Genomic DNA, 15,772 nt, shown 5'->3' with positions numbered 1-15,772 from the left:
CCGTCCAGTGAACCCCGTTCAGAAACCTTCGTGCCGGATCGCCTCGACCGGCGTTCCGGTCGCGACCAGGTGTTCCACCGTGGCCTGCACCGCCGCGATCCGGCCGCAGACCACCACGTGATGATGGGTCAGCGGACCGAAACGGGACGGGATATCGGCGATGGTGCCGGCGAACGTCTCCTCCGGATGGAAGCCGAGATCCACCCGGCAGCTCTCGTACCACTGGTCGGGCCAATCGGGGTCGTATTCGTCCTGCACCACGGGAACGACCGTGAGCCACGGCATTTCACCGGTCAGCAGGTACAGCATGTCCGCCGCGTACAGATCGCGCGGATAGCGCGCGCCCACGAAGAGATGGGTGCGCGGCGGCTCCGGCCGGCGCCCGATATCCAGCAGCAGCGACCGCATCGGCGCCAGCCCCACCGCATCGGCGATCATCACCACATCCGTGGCATCCGGATCCACCGCCAGCCAGCCCGCGGGCGCACTGATCCGCCACTCGTCACCCACCCGGGTATCCGAGACGATGGACCCGCTGCACCACCCGCCCGGCACCGTCCGCACATGGAACTCCAGCTTCCCGTCCAGCGACGGCGGCAGCGCCGAATACATGCGCCGCACCATGCTCGGATGCTGCGGCGTCCGCACCTCCACCGACTGCCCGGCCGCGAACGGCACGAACTCGCCGATCAGCCGCACCACCGTGGTGTCCTCCCGTAACCGGTGTGCGCCGACCACGGTCGCCGTCCACTCCGTCTGGGGGCCGAGCGCCAGCGCGCCGGTCTCGTCCGGGCCGAGAGTCACACACACTCCGATCGTCGAAAAAACTGGTACCGCACCATCTTCCGGGTCGGTCACCGCGGACCGGCCCGGAACATCCCTCGCTACACCGGATCCGCGCTGATGCTCGACTCCGGGGTGCCGACCGCGAGCAGGGCCCGCTTGGTGTCGGCGATCATGCGGGCGGAACCCGCGATCTGGATCTGGCGGTCCGCCCACGCGCCGAAGCTGGCGACCACCGCGCCCAGATTGCCGATCAGGCGGCGGTGCATGCCGAACGGGGGATCGGCCGGGGGATAGGGATGCCACCAGGGGTTGGTTTCGTTCTCGCACACCGGGATCACCGTGAGCCACGGATTGCTCTGCGAGAGCTGCCACATGTTCTCGACGTCGTACAGGTCGCAGGGGTAGCGGCCGCCCATGAAGAGGTGCACGCGCGGATTGATGCCGCGCCGGCCCATCTCGATCAACTGCGCGCGCAGCGGGGCGATACCGGTGCCCGAACTGATCATCAGCACATCCCGGCGGCTGCGCAGGTCCACGTGCAGCCCGCCCAGCGGCGCCGCGATCATCCAGCGGTCACCCACCTGGGCCTCGTTCACGATGGCCGGGCTCACCCAGCCCGAACGCACCTTGCGCACATGGAATTCGATCTCCCCGTACGGATTGGTGGGAATGGCCGGGGACAGATACCGCCACATCTTGGGCCGCTGCGGAATCGCGACCGGTACGTACTGGCCGGCCTGGTACGGGATCGGCGCATCCGTCTGCAGCCGCACGATGGCCAGATCGTCCACCACCCGCCGATGCCCGACCACCGTCGCCTCCCAATACGGCTGCGACTTATCGGAATTCGCGCCGATGGCCATGGACGCCGAGATCAGGATGGTGATGTCGCGCCAGCCCGCCTCCAGTTGACGCGTCCACTGTGACTGCCCGTTGTAGCTGCGGAACGCGGCCAGCAGTGCCCGCCCGGCCATGTCGTAGTGGGCGGCCTCCACCCCGTACTTGCGATGATCGCGCGCCAGCTGTTCCAGGAAGCGCTGGGCCCGATCCCAGTCCTCCAGGTTGTCCAGTACGAACTGGATGGCGGTCACGAGCCGCTTGGGCTGCATGTCCATGGCAGGGGGGAACAATTCCCGCAGGGCGGGGATCTCCGCGAAAAGATGACCGTAGAACGCGCTGATCAGTCGTTCGGGCCCCTGGGGGGCTTCGACGACTGTCCGGAAGTTTGCGCGGACCAGCGCTGCAGAACGCGCATCCACGACGTCGAGCTTTCCTTTCGTGTGCTGTCAAGCGGACACGCCTGGTTCCGGGCGGTCCATCTCGACAAGTATCCCTTAAAACCTGGTGGTCGCACGGATATAGCCGAGGCTGGGGGATTTAAGCCGCTGGGAGGGGTGAGGCGGAACTCGTCGTTCAGATTACGAGTACCGTCTTGCCCCGCGCACCGGACGCGCCTATGACATCCGGAGCAGCTTCCAGCGGGGGTGTCGCGTCGATCGGCACCACCAGGTCACCGTTGCCGACGTGCCGCAGCAGTTCTCGCAATTCGGCTGCGCCGCCGGATGATTGGAAGTTACCACCGGTGATGCCGCGGGCCGCCGTCGCCGCGTCGTCCGCCGAGCCCACCGTGGTGAAGGCCACTCCGCCGTCGCGCACCACGCTCAGATTGCCGGCGAACCCGGTGGGCGGGCTCACCAGATCGAAGAGCACATCGATGCCGCCCGGCACCGTGATGCGCACCGAATCGGCCACCGACAATTCACTCGCCTCCGCATGGGTCGGGGAGTCCGTGACCGTCATGCGCCCGTAGTTCACCACCTCGGCCGCGCCCAGCCGGATCATGCGATCGGTGTCGTCCGGCCGGGCCGTGGCGATCACGTGCCCGCCCGCCAGCGCGGCCAGCTGCACCAGATAGGAGCCGACGCCGCCCGCCGCACCCACCACCAGCACGGTCTGGTTCTTGCCGAGCTTCGCCGCGTGCACCAGGTCCAGCGCCGTGATGCCCGCGGTCGGCAGCGCCGCCGCCTGGATGGCGGTCACCTCGTCCGGCACCTTGGCAATGGCGGAATCGACCGGCACCACGATGAATTCGGCGAACGTCCCGTGCCCGACCGGTGGAATGAGGAACTTCCCCACCACCCGCTCACCCACCTGGAAATCGTGCACCCCGGCGCCGACCGCCGAGATGGATCCGGCCCCGTCCACACCGGGGATCATCGGAAAATCGTGCGGCATCCGATCTTTCAGGAACCCGTCGATGATGCGCTTGTCGAAGGGATTGACGCCCGCGGCCTCGAGCTCGATCTGCACCTGACCGGGCCCGGGCGCGGGCTTCGGCATATCGGCAGGCTCCGGGCGGGCGCCGAATTCGGGAACGACGATCGCGCGCATAGGGCTCCTTCGTTCGGGACAACTCGCGTGCCTGGGGTTTCAGGGGCTTGCCCACGGCGCTGGGTGGTGGAGCCGCGAGCCACGAGAGTTGTGTGAGCTGCAGGGTGATGCGTCAACGAATGGCCTCATGCTACGCGTAGCGTGATTGGTGGCCTTCGGCTCTGGCGTATGCGCCCGAAACTAGTCAGACTTGAGCGGAACAGACTCAACTCTCACCGCGTTGCAGAGATAAAACGACTAGTAGGAAGGTGACTGTGGACTCGTTCAATCCCACCACCAAGACCCAGGCGGCCCTGACCGCCGCCCTGCAAGCGGCCTCCGCCGCGGGCAATCCGGAGATCCGTCCGGCTCACTTGCTGGTGGCGTTGCTGGATCAGACCGACGGCATCGCCGCCCCCCTGCTCAAGGCCGTCGCCGTCGATTCCGCACCGGTGCGACGCGAGGCGCAGGACATCGTCGACCGGCTGCCCAGCGCGACCGGTGCGACCACCACCCCCAACCTCGGCCGCGAGGCACTCGCCGCGGTGACCGCCGCCCAGCGGCTCGCCACCGAAATGGGCGACGAGTACGTCTCCACCGAACACCTCATGGTGGGCCTGGCCGCGGGCGACTCGGATGTCTCGCAACTACTGCTGAAGTACGGCGCCACCGCCGACGCCCTGCGCGAGGCCTTCACCGCCGTGCGCGGCAACACCCGCGTCACCACCGCCGACCCGGAAGGCAGCTACCAGGCGCTGGAGAAGTACTCCACCGACCTCACCGCCGCCGCCCGCGACGGCAAACTCGACCCGGTCATCGGCCGCGACACCGAAATCCGGCGCGTGGTCCAGGTATTGAGCCGGCGCACCAAGAACAACCCGGTGCTCATCGGCGAACCCGGCGTCGGCAAGACCGCCATCGTGGAGGGCCTGGCCCAGCGCATCATCGCGGGCGACGTCCCGGAATCCTTGCGCGGCAAGAAACTCGTCTCGCTCGACCTGGGCGCGATGGTGGCCGGCGCCAAGTACCGCGGTGAATTCGAGGAACGGCTCAAGGCCGTCCTGGAGGAGATCAAAACCTCTGCGGGACAGATCATCACCTTCATCGACGAACTGCACACCATCGTGGGCGCCGGCGCCACCGGCGAATCCGCCATGGACGCCGGCAACATGATCAAGCCCATGCTGGCGCGCGGGGAACTGCGCCTGGTCGGCGCCACCACCCTCGACGAATACCGGCAGCACATCGAGAAGGACCCGGCCCTGGAACGCCGGTTCCAGCAGGTGCTGGTCGGCGAACCCTCGGTGGAGGACACCGTCGGCATCCTGCGCGGGCTCAAGGAACGCTACGAGAGCCACCACCACGTGCGGATCACCGACTCCGCGCTGGTCGCCGCGGCCACGCTGTCCGACCGCTACATCACCTCCCGGTTCCTGCCGGACAAGGCCATCGACCTGGTCGACGAGGCCGCCTCCCGGCTGCGCATGGAAATCGATTCCCGCCCCGTGGAAATCGACGAGGTGGAGCGGGCGGTGCGGCGCCTCGAGATCGAGGAGGTCGCGCTCGCCAAGGAAACCGACGAGGCCTCCGAACAGCGACTGGAGAAGCTGCGCCAGGAACTCGCCGACGACCGCGAGAAGCTCAACCAGCTGATGACCCGCTGGCAGAACGAGAAGCAGGCCATCGACTCCGTGAGCGGGCTCAAGGAGCAGCTGGAAGCGCTGCGCGGCGAATCCGAGCGCGCCGAACGCGACGGTGACCTGGGCAAGGCCGCCGAACTCCGGTACGGGCGAATCCCCAAGGCGGAGAAGGAACTCGCCGAGGCCGAAGCCAAGGCGAAGACCGCCGCCGACGGCGACGTCATGCTCAAGGAGGAGGTCGGGCCCGACGATATCGCCGAGGTGGTGTCGGCGTGGACCGGAATCCCGGTGGGCCGCATGCTCGAAGGCGAAACCCAGAAGCTGCTCCGCATGGAGGACGAACTGGGCCGCCGCGTGGTGGGTCAATCGGAACCGGTGCAGGCCGTGTCCGATGCGGTGCGCCGCGCGCGGGCCGGCGTCGCCGACCCGAACCGGCCGACCGGATCCTTCATGTTCGTCGGACCGACAGGTGTCGGTAAGACCGAGCTCGCGAAGGCCTTGGCGGACTTCCTGTTCGACGACGAACGCGCCATGATCCGCATCGACATGAGCGAGTACTCCGAGAAGCACTCGGTGGCCAGGCTCGTCGGCGCGCCGCCCGGCTATGTCGGCTACGACCAGGGCGGGCAGCTCACCGAGGCGGTGCGGCGGCGGCCGTACACCGTGGTCCTCTTCGACGAGATCGAGAAGGCCCACCCGGACGTCTTCGACATCCTGCTGCAGGTGCTCGACGAGGGCCGGCTCACCGACAGCCAGGGCCGCACGGTCGACTTCCGCAACGCCATCCTCATCCTGACCTCCAATCTGGGTGCGGGCGGCGACAAGGAATTCGTCATGAACCGGGTGCGCGCCGCCTTCAAGCCGGAATTCCTGAACCGGCTCGACGACGTCGTGATGTTCCACGCCCTGGACGAGGAGCAGCTGGAAGTGATCGTGGACATCCAGCTGAACCAGCTGCAGAAGCGCCTTTCCCAGCGCCGCCTGAAGCTGGACGTCTCCGACTCGGCCCGTTTCTGGCTGGCCGTGCGCGGTTACGACCCGGCCTACGGCGCCCGCCCCCTGCGCCGCCTCATCCAGCAGGCCATCGGCGACACCCTCGCCAAGGAACTGCTGGCCGGTGAGGTGCAGGACGGCGACACCGTGAAGGTCAATGTCAGCCCCGACGGCGACACCCTCATAGTCGGCCGCTGACCGGCAGCGAACGCCGCATCCATGCTGGATGCGGCGTTTCGCATATCCGGGGTTTCCACACCGCGCGGTCGAGTTCGCGGCTGGACCGAGCCCTTCCGCCTACCCTGGTGGGCATGACTAATCCGAGCGATCCGTGGTCGCGGCGGCCCGAGGGTGACCCGGGGGACGGGCCGACCGAGTATTTCGGGCAACCGCTGGGCCAGGACCCCACTCGGGTGATGCCGCCGGCCGACGCGCAATGGGGTGCGTACGAGCCGAGTGCCGGCGCCGGGCAGGGCGCGGGTGTGGAATACCCGCCCACGGCCACCTACGACAGCGGCGCGGGCTATGCCGGCGGCGCGGGGTACGCGCCGACCCAGAGCTTCCCCAGCGGCGGCGGTTATCCGCCGGGCGGATATCCGGCCGCACCCGGCGGGCCGGGCGGGCCCGGGATGCCGCCGGGCGGCGGCTACGTGCCCGCCGGATTCCCGCAGCAGCCCCCGCCGCCGCAGCCGCCGCGCAAGACCGGCCTGTGGATCGGGATCGGGCTCGGCGCACTGGTTCTCGTGGCCGTGGTGGGCGTGCTCGTGGGAGCGCTGCTGGCGCACAAGGATTCCTCGGACAGTGCCTCCTCGACCAGCACCTCGCGGACCAATCTGTATCCGGTGCCGGGGTATCCGGGCAATACCTCCGTGGTGCCGCTACCCAGCGGCGTGCCGACCATTCCGGGTCTGGGCGACCTGGACCAGCTCGGCGCCAATATGGGCACCATCGCGAGCAATGACGGCAAGAACATCGGCCTAACCACCATGGCGGGCAAGACGGTCACCGTGCACACCGACGACAACACGCAGGTGATCTCGCTGGCCAGCAGCAAGGTCGCGGACCTCAAGGTGGGCGACATGGTGATGGTGCAGGGCGACAAGAACCCCGACGGGTCGATCCAGGCGAAGGTCATCATCAGCACCGCGGTGCCGACCCGATGAACGGCAAAACCGCAGGCGTAGCGGGCAATCGATCGTCCGGCTGGATAGGGTAGGCGGCGATGACGGGAATATGGTTCGGGCTGGCCGCGATTGCGCTGGTGGGCGCTATCGTGCTGCTCTATTTCGATCGGCTGCAACGGCAGCGCACCGGGCATGTGCGGCAGGTCTGGGCGAAATCCCAGGGCTACACCTATGTTTCGGTGGAACCGGCGCTGGCCTCCACCTGGCGGCGCGGCGCGCTCGCCAAACTCGGCTACCTGTCCGCGGTGGACGTGGTCTCCGGTAACCGCAAGGGCGAGAAGTTCGTGCTGTTCGATCTGGAGGACGCCGCCACCCTGGTCGCGGTGCGCCGGCAGATCGGCTCGGACATCGATATCGACCTGCGGTTGAAAACGGCTGCGCCGCCGAAGGACCACGACCTCGAACTGCTCGGGGCCATCGGGGACCGGGTGGTGTTCGCCACCAATCCGGATATCGCGCGGCACGCCGTGGATCAGCGCATGGTGGCGTTCATCGAATCGCTGCCCGACACCGTGCAACAGCTGTGGTCCGAAGGCAACTGGACGCTCGGCATGCTGCCGGTGGGCGCGGTCGCCAAGGACTGGGAGATGGCCATCGACGCCGTGCTGCGGCTGTCCGGCCTGCTGCACGTGCTGCCGCCGGTCATCAGCTCCGAACGCGGTCGCGACGAACTCCCGGAACCCGGTCGCTCGCACCCGCTTCCGGAGGACGACGACTACGACGGCTACGACGAGGACGGCGACTACCGCGACGACGACCGGGTCCCGGCCGCGCGCGTCCGCGCCGCGCATCCGGACGATGCGGATGACTACGGCTCCCCGCTGGTCAGCGATATCGCCGGCGCCGGCGAACCGGACGAGGAACCCGAATCCTGGCGTCCCGCACTGAAAGTCGTGCCGGACCCGCGCAATCGTCCGCGCCGCAACTGGCCGCCCGCTCCCGAAGAGGACGACTGGGAGTCGGAGGACGCCGACCGCGCCGCGGACGACGACCGCGACCGCGTGCCCGCGAACGAGCGCACCCTCGCCCGCGAAGAGGACTGGCGCGACGACGATCCGGACGACTGGCCCGACGAGGAACCCGATCCCGATCGGGAACCGGAAGAGGGCTGGCGCAAGGACCAGGGCCGCAGCGCCCCGCCCGGCGGCCCCTTCCATCCGGGGTTCCGTCCCTACCAGGGACCGACCCCGAGGTGACCCGCACCCCGGATCCCAGTCCTGTACCGGTGATCCGGGGTTTTTTCTTTGCGCGTGTATTCCGCATGTCTGAGCCCGCGAGGGACCAGAATGGGGGCGCAGTCACGGTCATCGCCGACCGGTTCCCTGTCGTGCGAGTGATAGGCAGTCCGCGATGACCGAGCGTTCTCCCGGCGATCCCGCCGGCGCCGTGCGCCTGCCCGGCGCGCATCGGCCGGTGGCCCTGGTCACCGGGCCGACCTCCGGTATCGGCAAGGCCTACGCCACCCGGCTGGCCGCGCTCGGATACGACCTGGTGCTGGTGGCTCGCGATGCGGATCGGCTCGCCGCACTCGCGCACGAAGTGGAAGTGCACTACGGGGCGCGGGCCGAGCTGCTGCCCGCCGACCTGGCGCGACCGGACGACCGGGAGCGGGTCGGCGAACGACTCGGCCGGGGCGTCGAATTCCTGGTCAACAATGCGGGATTCGGGACCGCGGGCGAATTCTGGACCCTCGACCCCGGCGACCTGCAGTCCCAACTCGATGTGAACGTCACCGCCGTCATGCAGCTGACCCGCGCGGCCCTGCCGCCCATGCTGCACGCCGCCAACGGCACGGTCGTGAATGTGGCCAGTCTGGCCGGGCTGATTCCGGGACGGGGCTCGACCTATTCGGCCTCCAAGGCGTACGTCGTATCCTTCTCGCAAGGGCTGGCAGGCGGGCTGGCCGGGACCGGGGTCCGGGTGCAGGCTTTGTGCCCGGGACTTGTCCGCACCGAATTCCACGAGCGGGCCGGATTGGATCCGGCCGCCGCGCCACGACCCTTGTGGCTGAATGTGGACGAGGTGGTGGCCGGTTCGCTGCGTGATCTGGAGAGAGACCGGGTGATCAGCGTGCCCGGAATGCAGTACAAAGCGATCGCAGCGGTCGCCGGACTGCTCCCGCGGTCCGTGCAGACCCGCCTGAACAGAGGCATTTTCAACGCGCGCGGAAGGACATAGACACAGCAATGCAGGTAACGACGACCGACCGGGACAGACTGGCCGCACTGGTACGCGACCTCGCCGTCGTACACGGCAAGGTCACCCTGTCTTCGGGTAAGGAAGCCGACTACTACGTGGACCTGCGCCGGGCCACCCTGCACCACGAGGCGTCGCCGCTGATCGGCAAGCTGCTGCGCGAACTGGTCGCCGACTGGGACTTCGACGCGGTGGGCGGGCTCACCATGGGCGCCGACCCGGTCGCGGCGGCCGTCATGCACGCGCCCGGCCGGCCCATCGACGCCTTCGTGGTGCGCAAGGCCGCCAAGACGCACGGCATGCAGCGGCAGATCGAGGGCCCCGACATCGTGGGCAAGCGGGTGCTGGTGGTGGAGGACACCACCACGACCGGCAACTCGCCGCTGACCGCGGTGCGCGCACTCCGGGACGCGGGCGCGATCGTGGTGGGCGTGGCGACCGTGGTGGATCGGGAAACCGGCGCCGACGGCATCATCGCGGCCGAGGGCCTGGAGTACCGGTCGATTCTCGGCCTGAAGGATCTGGCGCTCGGGTAGCGCGCACCGCGCGTTTTCCGATAGTCGGGACAAATGTCCTTACTGTGCGGTTAGCAGGACTTTGCCCTGGGCTGAACCCTAGCTCTGGGTTAGCCTGGGTCCTGGTCTTACGTCCGACAATGATGTTGTGAAGGGTCGTGTGAGTCACCTGTGGTGAGCATTGCAATCAACAAGGGTCATCAGAATGTTGCGATGCTCGGCATCGGCGCCTACCGGCCCAAGCGCATAGTCAGCAATGCCGACGTATGCGAGGTCCTGGAATCCACGCCCGAATGGATCTGGGAACGCACCGGCATCCACAACCGGCGCTGGATCAGCGGCGACGAGACCCTGCGCAGCATGGCCGTCGCCGCGGCCGACCGGGCGCTGAACAACACCGGCATCGACCGATCCAAGGTCGACGCACTCATCCTGTGCACCTCCAGCTGGCTCAAGCTCACCCCGCACGGCGCGCCGACCATCGCCTCCGACCTGGGCATCAACGGCATCCCGGCCTTCGACCTCACCTCCGGCTGCGGCGGCTTCGGCTACGGCCTGGGCGTCGCCGCCGACATGATCCGATCCGGCTCGGCCGAATACATCGTGGTCATCGGCGCGGAAACGATGACCGTCGGTCTCGACCCGACCGACCGCGGCACCGCCATGATCTTCGGTGACGGCGCCGGCGCGGTCGTGGTCGGCCCGGCCGACGAGAACGGCATCTCACCGACCGTATGGGGCTCCGACGGCGAGAACGCCGAAGCCATCGCGCAGGACGTGGACTTCCTCGAATTCATGAACAAGGCGCAGCGGCTGCAGGGCACCGACCCGGCCGTCGAACCGGTCGGCCGCATGTCCCTGCACATGGAGGGCCCGAAGGTGTTCCGCTGGGCCGCGGTCACGCTGCCGCGCGCCCTGTCCAGCGCCATCGAGATGTCCGGCGTGCACAAGGAGGACATCGAGGTGTTCATCCCGCACCAGGCCAATGCCCGCATCAACGAGCTCATGAAGAAGAACCTCGGGCTCGCCGACGAGATCCCGATGGCCAATGACATCGAGAACACCGGTAACACCTCGGCCGCCTCGATTCCGCTGGCCATGGAGGAAATGCTGGTCACCGGCAAGGCCAAGGGCGGTCAGCTGGCGCTGCTGCTCGCCTTCGGCGCGGGCCTGTCCTACGCGGGCCAGGTCGCGGTGCTGCCGCCGGCCCCGGCCGAGCCCAGCTTCTGAGCCCGAGCATGGCGAGACCATTTCGCGCCGCCTTCGCCGGTGCGGCGGCGGTGACCGTGTTCGGCGCGGTCACCGGCCGCGAGAAATTGCAGTGGGCCGCAAAGCCTCTGCTCATGCCGCTGCTGGCGGCGGACGTGGTGGCAAACGGCCAGGAACTCGATGCCGCGCACCGGTCCGTACTACTCGGATCGCTCGCCGCGGCGACCGTCGGGGACATCCTGTTGATCGATCCGGACGATGATCGCCGATTGGTAGCGGGCGCTTCGTCTTTCGCGCTCATGCAGACCGGGTACTCGTGGCTGTGGTGGCGGCGCGGGGGTCGTCCGCGCGCGCGGATCGCCGGGCCGCGGCTTGCCGCGTGGCTCGGAGCGGCGACGCTGATGCGGCTCGAGGCTCCGGGTGTCGCGGTGCCGCTGACCGCGTACGGCGCGACCTTGGGGACGGCGGCCACGCTGGCGTCCGATCCCGGTCTGGCTCCGGACGCGAAAAATATTGCGGGCCTGAATATTCCGAATGCCGATCCGTGCAGCCGCCTCGGTCTGGGTGCGACCCTGTTCACGCTGTCGGACGGTTTGATCGTGCTGCGGCGCGTCTTCGCGCGCGGTCCGCGTTCGCGGCGCATCACCGAGGGCGTCATCCTCGGCACCTACGCCGCCGCACAGTACCTGCTGGCGGATCCGCGCGCGCATCGCTGAGTCGTTGCGGCTCAGCCGTTCTCGCCGGTCGGCGCTTCCGCCGGGAAGATGATCGGGCTGAGCAGGTAGCGGCCGCGTTCCGGCGTCGGCTGATTGGCCAGCCGGGGCAGGATCACCTGCCGTAGTTCGGCTTCCAGCTCCGCGAGTTCCTCGTGCGTGAGCCACATTCCGTGCTGGCGGTAGCCCACCAGATCCGCGACGGGGTCGGCGTGCTCGCGGTCGAGGTAGGCGTTGAACTCCGCGATCAGCACGGTCATGGCGGTGGCGAACACCTGGCGGTGATCGTCGGGCGACAATGATTCGAGCGCTTCGACGTTCGCGGCCACGGTGCGTGCCGGCTGTAGCCGGTAGTGCCTTTCCACCGCGCCCCGCACCCGCCGCTCCTCCGCGACCTCGAGGATGCCGGCGCTCGCGAGCGTGTCCACGTGCCGGTAGAGCATCGCCTTGGACACGTCCGGCAGGAGTGTGCCGAGTTCGGCCGTCGTCAAGGTGTCCCGGCCGCGGAAGGCGTGCAGGATGCGCATCCGCACCGGGTGTGACAGCAGTTCCAGTGGTCCCACTTCCCAACGTTCTCATACACTGCTACCGTTCTCAAAGTACGAGAAAGGTTGGAGCCGATGATGACATCGACCACCGATCCGGCAACCGTGGGGGCCACCGTGGCCGCCTACTGCCGCGACGAACAATTCGACGACCTGGAAAAACTCTTCGCCCCGAACCTCCGCGCCGCCGTGAGCGCCGAAACCGTCCGGGTGTCCTGGCGGAGCGAACTCGCCAAAATCGGCGCAGTCGCAGAACTGGGCGAACCACGCACCGAGCCGATCGCGGGCGGCCTGACCCGTGTCGGCATCCCGGTCCATTGCGAGCACGGCGGCATGACCCTTGTCGTCGCGGTCGACGACACCGGTGCGCTGCAGGGCTTCCGCCTCGCACCCCCGCCCGCCACCTGGACGCCCCCGCGCTACGCGAGCGAACGCAAGCTGACCGAACACGAAATCACCCTCGGCCCAGCCGAATCCGAGGTCCCCGCCACCCTCACCCTGCCCCGCGGGCACGGGCCCTGCCCGGCCGTCGTGCTCGTGTCTTCGGGGCCGGTCGACGCGGATCTGACCGTCGGCCCGAACAAGCCGTTCAAGGACCTGGCCTGGGGTCTGGCCACCCGCGGTGTCGCGGTCCTGCGCTACGACAAATCGACCCGCGTGCACCCCGAATCGGCGACCCGCCCCGGCTTCACCATGGTCGACGAGTATCTGCCGAACGCCATTGCCGCGGTGTGCTTCCTGCGGCAGCATGAGCGGATCGATCCCGAGCGGGTCTTCCTCGCGGGCCACAGCGGCGGCGGCAAGGCCGTACCGCGGGTGGCGGCGGCCGAACCGGCCGTGGCCGGACTGGTGATCATGGCGGGCGACACGGTGTCCATGCCCTACTCGGCCATCCGCGCCGCCCGGTACCTGGCCGGCCCCGACCCGGATCCCACGACCCGCGCCGCCGCGGACGCGTTCATCCGTCAGGCCGAGGCGACCGACAGCCCCGGCCTGACGCCCGACACCCCGGCTACCGAGCTGCTCTTCGGCTGGCCCGCCTCCTACTGGCTGGACCTGCGCGCCTACGACCAGGCGAAAACCACTGCGTCACTGGATATACCGATCTTGGTCCTGCAAGGCGCCCGCGACTATCAGGTGACCGTCGCCGAAGATCTGCCCGGCTGGCAGGCAGCGCTGGCGGATCGGCCGAATGCCGCCTTCCGTACCTACGCCGCGGATGACCACATGTTCTTCCCGGGCACGGGACCTTCCACGCCCGCGCAGTACGAAGAGCCCAATCACGTCGACCCGGCCGTCATCGCCGATATCGCGGACTGGGTGGGCGCAGGTCGCCGCGGTCCGCTCGCCGCCGTGCGAAAAGCCTTCGGCCGCTGACCGTCTCCCTGTCGATTGCAGAAACTTGAAAGGCAAACCCATGATCGACAATCAGTTGGACTGGCTGCTCCGCGCCTCGGAGCGAACCACCCTCCCGGACAGTGAGATCCAGGAACACCTGAACCCCGAGCTACTGGAGGCCACCGGCGGTCCCGCGGGCTTCCGGGCCCGGCTCGCGGCCGTCGGCGCCTTGACGCTGCGGGAAGTCATTACTTCGCAAGGCGATTCCGTCCGGGCGCTCGTCCGCGGCGGCGGCAGTGACTTCCGGTTGACGGTGGGCATCGACGACTCGGGCCGGATCCGGGAAACCGGGCTGGCCGCCGCGCTCGCACCGCCCACGTCCTGGGCGGAACTCGACGAGCAGTTGCGCGCGCTCGGCGTCCGGATCGGCCTCGCCGCCGCGGAGATCGACCAGTCCGGTCATTGCCGCCTCGTGCACGGCCTCGAGGCCGATACGGTCCGGCCCATCGGATCGAACTTCAAGTTGTATGTCCTCGGCGCGCTCGGCCGAACCGTCGCGGAGGGCCGGGCGGCCTGGGATGAGCCGCTGGCCATCCGCGAGGAGCTGAAGCGCCCGCCCTCCGGCAGCATGCAGAATCTCGCTGCCGGAACGGAACTTCCGCTCACCGAATACGCCGACAAGATGATCGGGATCAGCGACAACACCGCCACCGATCATCTGATGGACCGGCTCGGCCGGGACGCGGTCGAGCGTGAGCTGACGCTGCTCGGCCATTCGAATCCCCGGTTGAACATCCCGTTCATGACCACCGGCGAGTTCTTCGCGGTGAAGCAGGACATGCCCGGCGACTGGACCGCACCGCGGCGCATCGACGAGGTCGAATGGTTCGCCACGCCGCTGGACCTCTGCCACGCCCATGCCGGGCTCGGGCAGCTCGGACAGCCGGAAATCGAACACGCGCTGACGCGTGCCGATGGCGGTCTGGATCTGGATTCCGCTGTGTTCCCGGTGGTTCGGTACAAGGCCGGCAGCGAGCCCGGCGTGTGCGCGTTCACCTATTCGGCGCGGGCGGTCGACGGTCGTGAGTTCGCCGTCGTGCTGCTCATGTCCGATCCGGCGTCGGCGCTGGACATGATGGCCGTGACCCTGGACGGCCAGGCCGTGATTCGGGGTGCGTTCGGGCTACTGGCTGCCGAGCAGCCGTAGCAGCGGGCGGGCCTCGGGGGAGGTCGTCCACCAGGCGGTGTGGCCGAGAAAGTAATCGGTGTAGGCGATTTCGGCGTTCTTCTCATTGCCGCCGGGGATCACCGAGAGGAAGTAGTCGATCTCGGAGAGCTCGTATTCGGCCTGCACGAGGGGGAGGAGTTCGGGGAGTGCGCGGCGCTCGGCGGCCGTCAGCGGGCGTAGTGATTCGTACGCCGCGAGTAGTGTGCGTACCTGCTCCAGCTGTACCCGCGCCGCGCCGCCGTCGCGCAGCGAAATCCAGTCCACGGCACAGCGTTCGATCGCCGTCGCCACATCGTGGACGGCGGTGGTGCGGTCGCAGAGGCCGAAGTCGATGACGGCGGAGACGTCCGCGCCGTGCCACAGCAGGTTGGTGCCGTGCCAATCATTGTGGGTCCACAGCGGTTCCAGGTCGGGGAGCAGCGGATACAGGCGTTCGTGGACGGGGAGCTGTACCCGCTCGATGTCGGAACGCCACTCGCGTCGCGCCAGGAACTCGCCCAGGGCGGGGCGTTCGGCCGCCCGTTGTGCCACGGCGGCAAGGGGATTCGCGGAGGAGAAGAGGGTGAAGCTCGCCAGCAGCGGATGCAGGGCGCGGCGGGGCGCGTCGTAGCCCGCGGCGGCCAGGTGCAGCCGGGCCAGCATGCGCCCGGCGGCCGCGGCATCCGCGAGGGTGAGGTACGGGGACCAGGAGAAGACGCCCTCGTACCGGTCGGTGCCGGTGCCGAATTCCTGCACCTCGTAGGTGAATTCGCCGAGGTCGAGGGTGCGGACCACGCCGGGAATCGGGATGCCGCCCGCGCGCAGGTGATCCATGAAGCGGTGTTCCTCGCCGAGCGCGGCGGTATCGCGCAAGCCGTGCGGCAGCCGCTTCACGATGACCGGTCGTCCGCCCGGCAGCAGGACGCGGGCCGTGGCGGACAGTGGGCGCGGGCTGCGCCATTCGATGACCGCGTCCGCACCTGCGACCGCCGCGATCTCGGCGGAAGTCAGTGCCGGCCAGTCGGGTTCGACCAGCGGGTCGTGTCCCATTCCGTAGACGCGGCCATCGGTCATCC

The 15,772-nt window shown here is 68.6% G+C and carries 14 protein-coding genes; 9 read left to right on the top strand and 5 right to left on the bottom strand.

Annotation, left to right across the window (positions count from 1 at the left end; all coding sequences use genetic code 11):
* Positions 1–18: 18 nt before the first annotated feature.
* From ACH438_RS20400 to ACH438_RS20390, 3 genes are all read right to left on the bottom strand, one after another.
* The gene (locus ACH438_RS20400; RefSeq protein ID WP_397007412.1) at positions 19–804 is read right to left on the bottom strand and encodes an FAD-binding oxidoreductase; all 786 of its coding nucleotides are present in this window, start codon (positions 802–804) and stop codon (positions 19–21) included.
* 80 nt (positions 805–884) lie between these two features.
* Positions 885–2,045, bottom strand: a complete 1,161-nt coding sequence (locus ACH438_RS20395) for an FAD-binding oxidoreductase (protein ID WP_397007410.1) — start codon at positions 2,043–2,045, stop codon at positions 885–887.
* A 154-nt stretch (positions 2,046–2,199) separates the two neighbouring features.
* Positions 2,200–3,177: an NADP-dependent oxidoreductase gene (locus ACH438_RS20390; protein ID WP_397007408.1), complete on the bottom strand. Its 978-nt coding sequence runs from the start codon at positions 3,175–3,177 to the stop codon at positions 2,200–2,202.
* Between the two features lie 254 nt (positions 3,178–3,431).
* Between ACH438_RS20390 and clpB the strand changes: the two genes are divergently transcribed.
* The 7 genes from clpB to ACH438_RS20355 all read left to right on the top strand — a co-directional run bounded on the left by clpB (position 3,432) and on the right by ACH438_RS20355 (position 11,609).
* Positions 3,432–5,987 (top strand): ATP-dependent chaperone ClpB, encoded by a 2,556-nt coding sequence (clpB, locus tag ACH438_RS20385; protein ID WP_397007406.1) that lies wholly within the window; start codon positions 3,432–3,434, stop codon positions 5,985–5,987.
* A gap of 113 nt (positions 5,988–6,100) precedes the next feature.
* On the top strand, positions 6,101–6,952 hold the full coding sequence (locus ACH438_RS20380) for a DUF5666 domain-containing protein (RefSeq protein ID WP_397007404.1): 852 nt from the start codon (positions 6,101–6,103) through the stop codon (positions 6,950–6,952).
* A 59-nt stretch (positions 6,953–7,011) separates the two neighbouring features.
* On the top strand, positions 7,012–8,169 hold the full coding sequence (locus ACH438_RS20375; protein WP_397007402.1) for a hypothetical protein: 1,158 nt from the start codon (positions 7,012–7,014) through the stop codon (positions 8,167–8,169).
* 154 nt (positions 8,170–8,323) lie between these two features.
* Positions 8,324–9,151 (top strand): SDR family NAD(P)-dependent oxidoreductase, encoded by an 828-nt coding sequence (locus tag ACH438_RS20370; protein ID WP_397007400.1) that lies wholly within the window; start codon positions 8,324–8,326, stop codon positions 9,149–9,151.
* A gap of 8 nt (positions 9,152–9,159) precedes the next feature.
* A complete protein-coding gene (gene pyrE, locus ACH438_RS20365; RefSeq protein WP_397007398.1) occupies positions 9,160–9,705 on the top strand; it encodes an orotate phosphoribosyltransferase in 546 nt (181 codons plus the stop codon).
* A 150-nt stretch (positions 9,706–9,855) separates the two neighbouring features.
* On the top strand, positions 9,856–10,914 hold the full coding sequence (locus tag ACH438_RS20360) for a beta-ketoacyl-ACP synthase 3 (protein WP_397007396.1): 1,059 nt from the start codon (positions 9,856–9,858) through the stop codon (positions 10,912–10,914).
* Between the two features lie 8 nt (positions 10,915–10,922).
* A complete protein-coding gene (locus tag ACH438_RS20355) occupies positions 10,923–11,609 on the top strand; it encodes a lysoplasmalogenase (protein WP_397007394.1) in 687 nt (228 codons plus the stop codon).
* Positions 11,610–11,620: 11 nt separating this feature from the next.
* On the opposite strand, the gene ACH438_RS20350 is transcribed toward ACH438_RS20355, so the two are convergent.
* Positions 11,621–12,169 carry a helix-turn-helix domain-containing protein gene (locus ACH438_RS20350; protein ID WP_397007392.1) on the bottom strand — a complete coding sequence of 183 codons (549 nt, stop codon included), beginning with the start codon at positions 12,167–12,169 and terminating at the stop codon, positions 11,621–11,623.
* Between the two features lie 57 nt (positions 12,170–12,226).
* On the opposite strand from ACH438_RS20350, the gene ACH438_RS20345 reads away from it, so the two are divergent.
* Together ACH438_RS20345 and ACH438_RS20340 are read left to right on the top strand one after the other, a co-directional pair.
* Positions 12,227–13,528 carry a hypothetical protein gene (locus ACH438_RS20345; protein ID WP_397007390.1) on the top strand — a complete coding sequence of 434 codons (1,302 nt, stop codon included), beginning with the start codon at positions 12,227–12,229 and terminating at the stop codon, positions 13,526–13,528.
* Positions 13,529–13,568: 40 nt separating this feature from the next.
* Positions 13,569–14,696, top strand: a complete 1,128-nt coding sequence (locus tag ACH438_RS20340) for a serine hydrolase (protein WP_397007388.1) — start codon at positions 13,569–13,571, stop codon at positions 14,694–14,696.
* On the opposite strand, the gene ACH438_RS20335 is transcribed toward ACH438_RS20340, so the two are convergent.
* On the bottom strand, positions 14,673–15,770 hold the full coding sequence (locus ACH438_RS20335; protein ID WP_397007386.1) for a phosphotransferase enzyme family protein: 1,098 nt from the start codon (positions 15,768–15,770) through the stop codon (positions 14,673–14,675). The two genes, ACH438_RS20340 and ACH438_RS20335, sit on opposite strands and share 24 nt — an antisense overlap.
* Between the last annotated feature and the right edge of the window lie 2 nt (positions 15,771–15,772).

Source organism: Nocardia sp. NPDC020380, from assembly GCF_044386975.1.
In the GTDB taxonomy this organism is placed as follows: Bacteria; Actinomycetota; Actinomycetes; order Mycobacteriales; family Mycobacteriaceae; genus Nocardia.
The sequence above is the reverse complement of the archived record's forward strand: the minus strand, read 5'-3'. Positions and strand labels throughout refer to the sequence as shown.

Bases quoted from the DNA above. Each gene is read 5' to 3' on its own strand.
- pyrE (WP_397007398.1), top strand. From the start codon at position 9,160: ATGCAGGTAACGACGACCGACCGGGACAGACTGGCCGCACTGGTACGC.
- ACH438_RS20370 (WP_397007400.1), top strand. From the start codon at position 8,324: ATGACCGAGCGTTCTCCCGGCGATCCCGCCGGCGCCGTGCGCCTGCCC.
- ACH438_RS20380 (WP_397007404.1), top strand. From the start codon at position 6,101: ATGACTAATCCGAGCGATCCGTGGTCGCGGCGGCCCGAGGGTGACCCG.
- ACH438_RS20355 (WP_397007394.1), top strand. From the start codon at position 10,923: ATGGCGAGACCATTTCGCGCCGCCTTCGCCGGTGCGGCGGCGGTGACC.
- ACH438_RS20340 (WP_397007388.1), top strand. From the start codon at position 13,569: ATGATCGACAATCAGTTGGACTGGCTGCTCCGCGCCTCGGAGCGAACC.
- ACH438_RS20335 (WP_397007386.1), bottom strand. From the start codon at position 15,770: ATGACCGATGGCCGCGTCTACGGAATGGGACACGACCCGCTGGTCGAA.
- ACH438_RS20345 (WP_397007390.1), top strand. From the start codon at position 12,227: ATGATGACATCGACCACCGATCCGGCAACCGTGGGGGCCACCGTGGCC.
- ACH438_RS20390 (WP_397007408.1), bottom strand. From the start codon at position 3,177: ATGCGCGCGATCGTCGTTCCCGAATTCGGCGCCCGCCCGGAGCCTGCC.
- ACH438_RS20375 (WP_397007402.1), top strand. From the start codon at position 7,012: ATGACGGGAATATGGTTCGGGCTGGCCGCGATTGCGCTGGTGGGCGCT.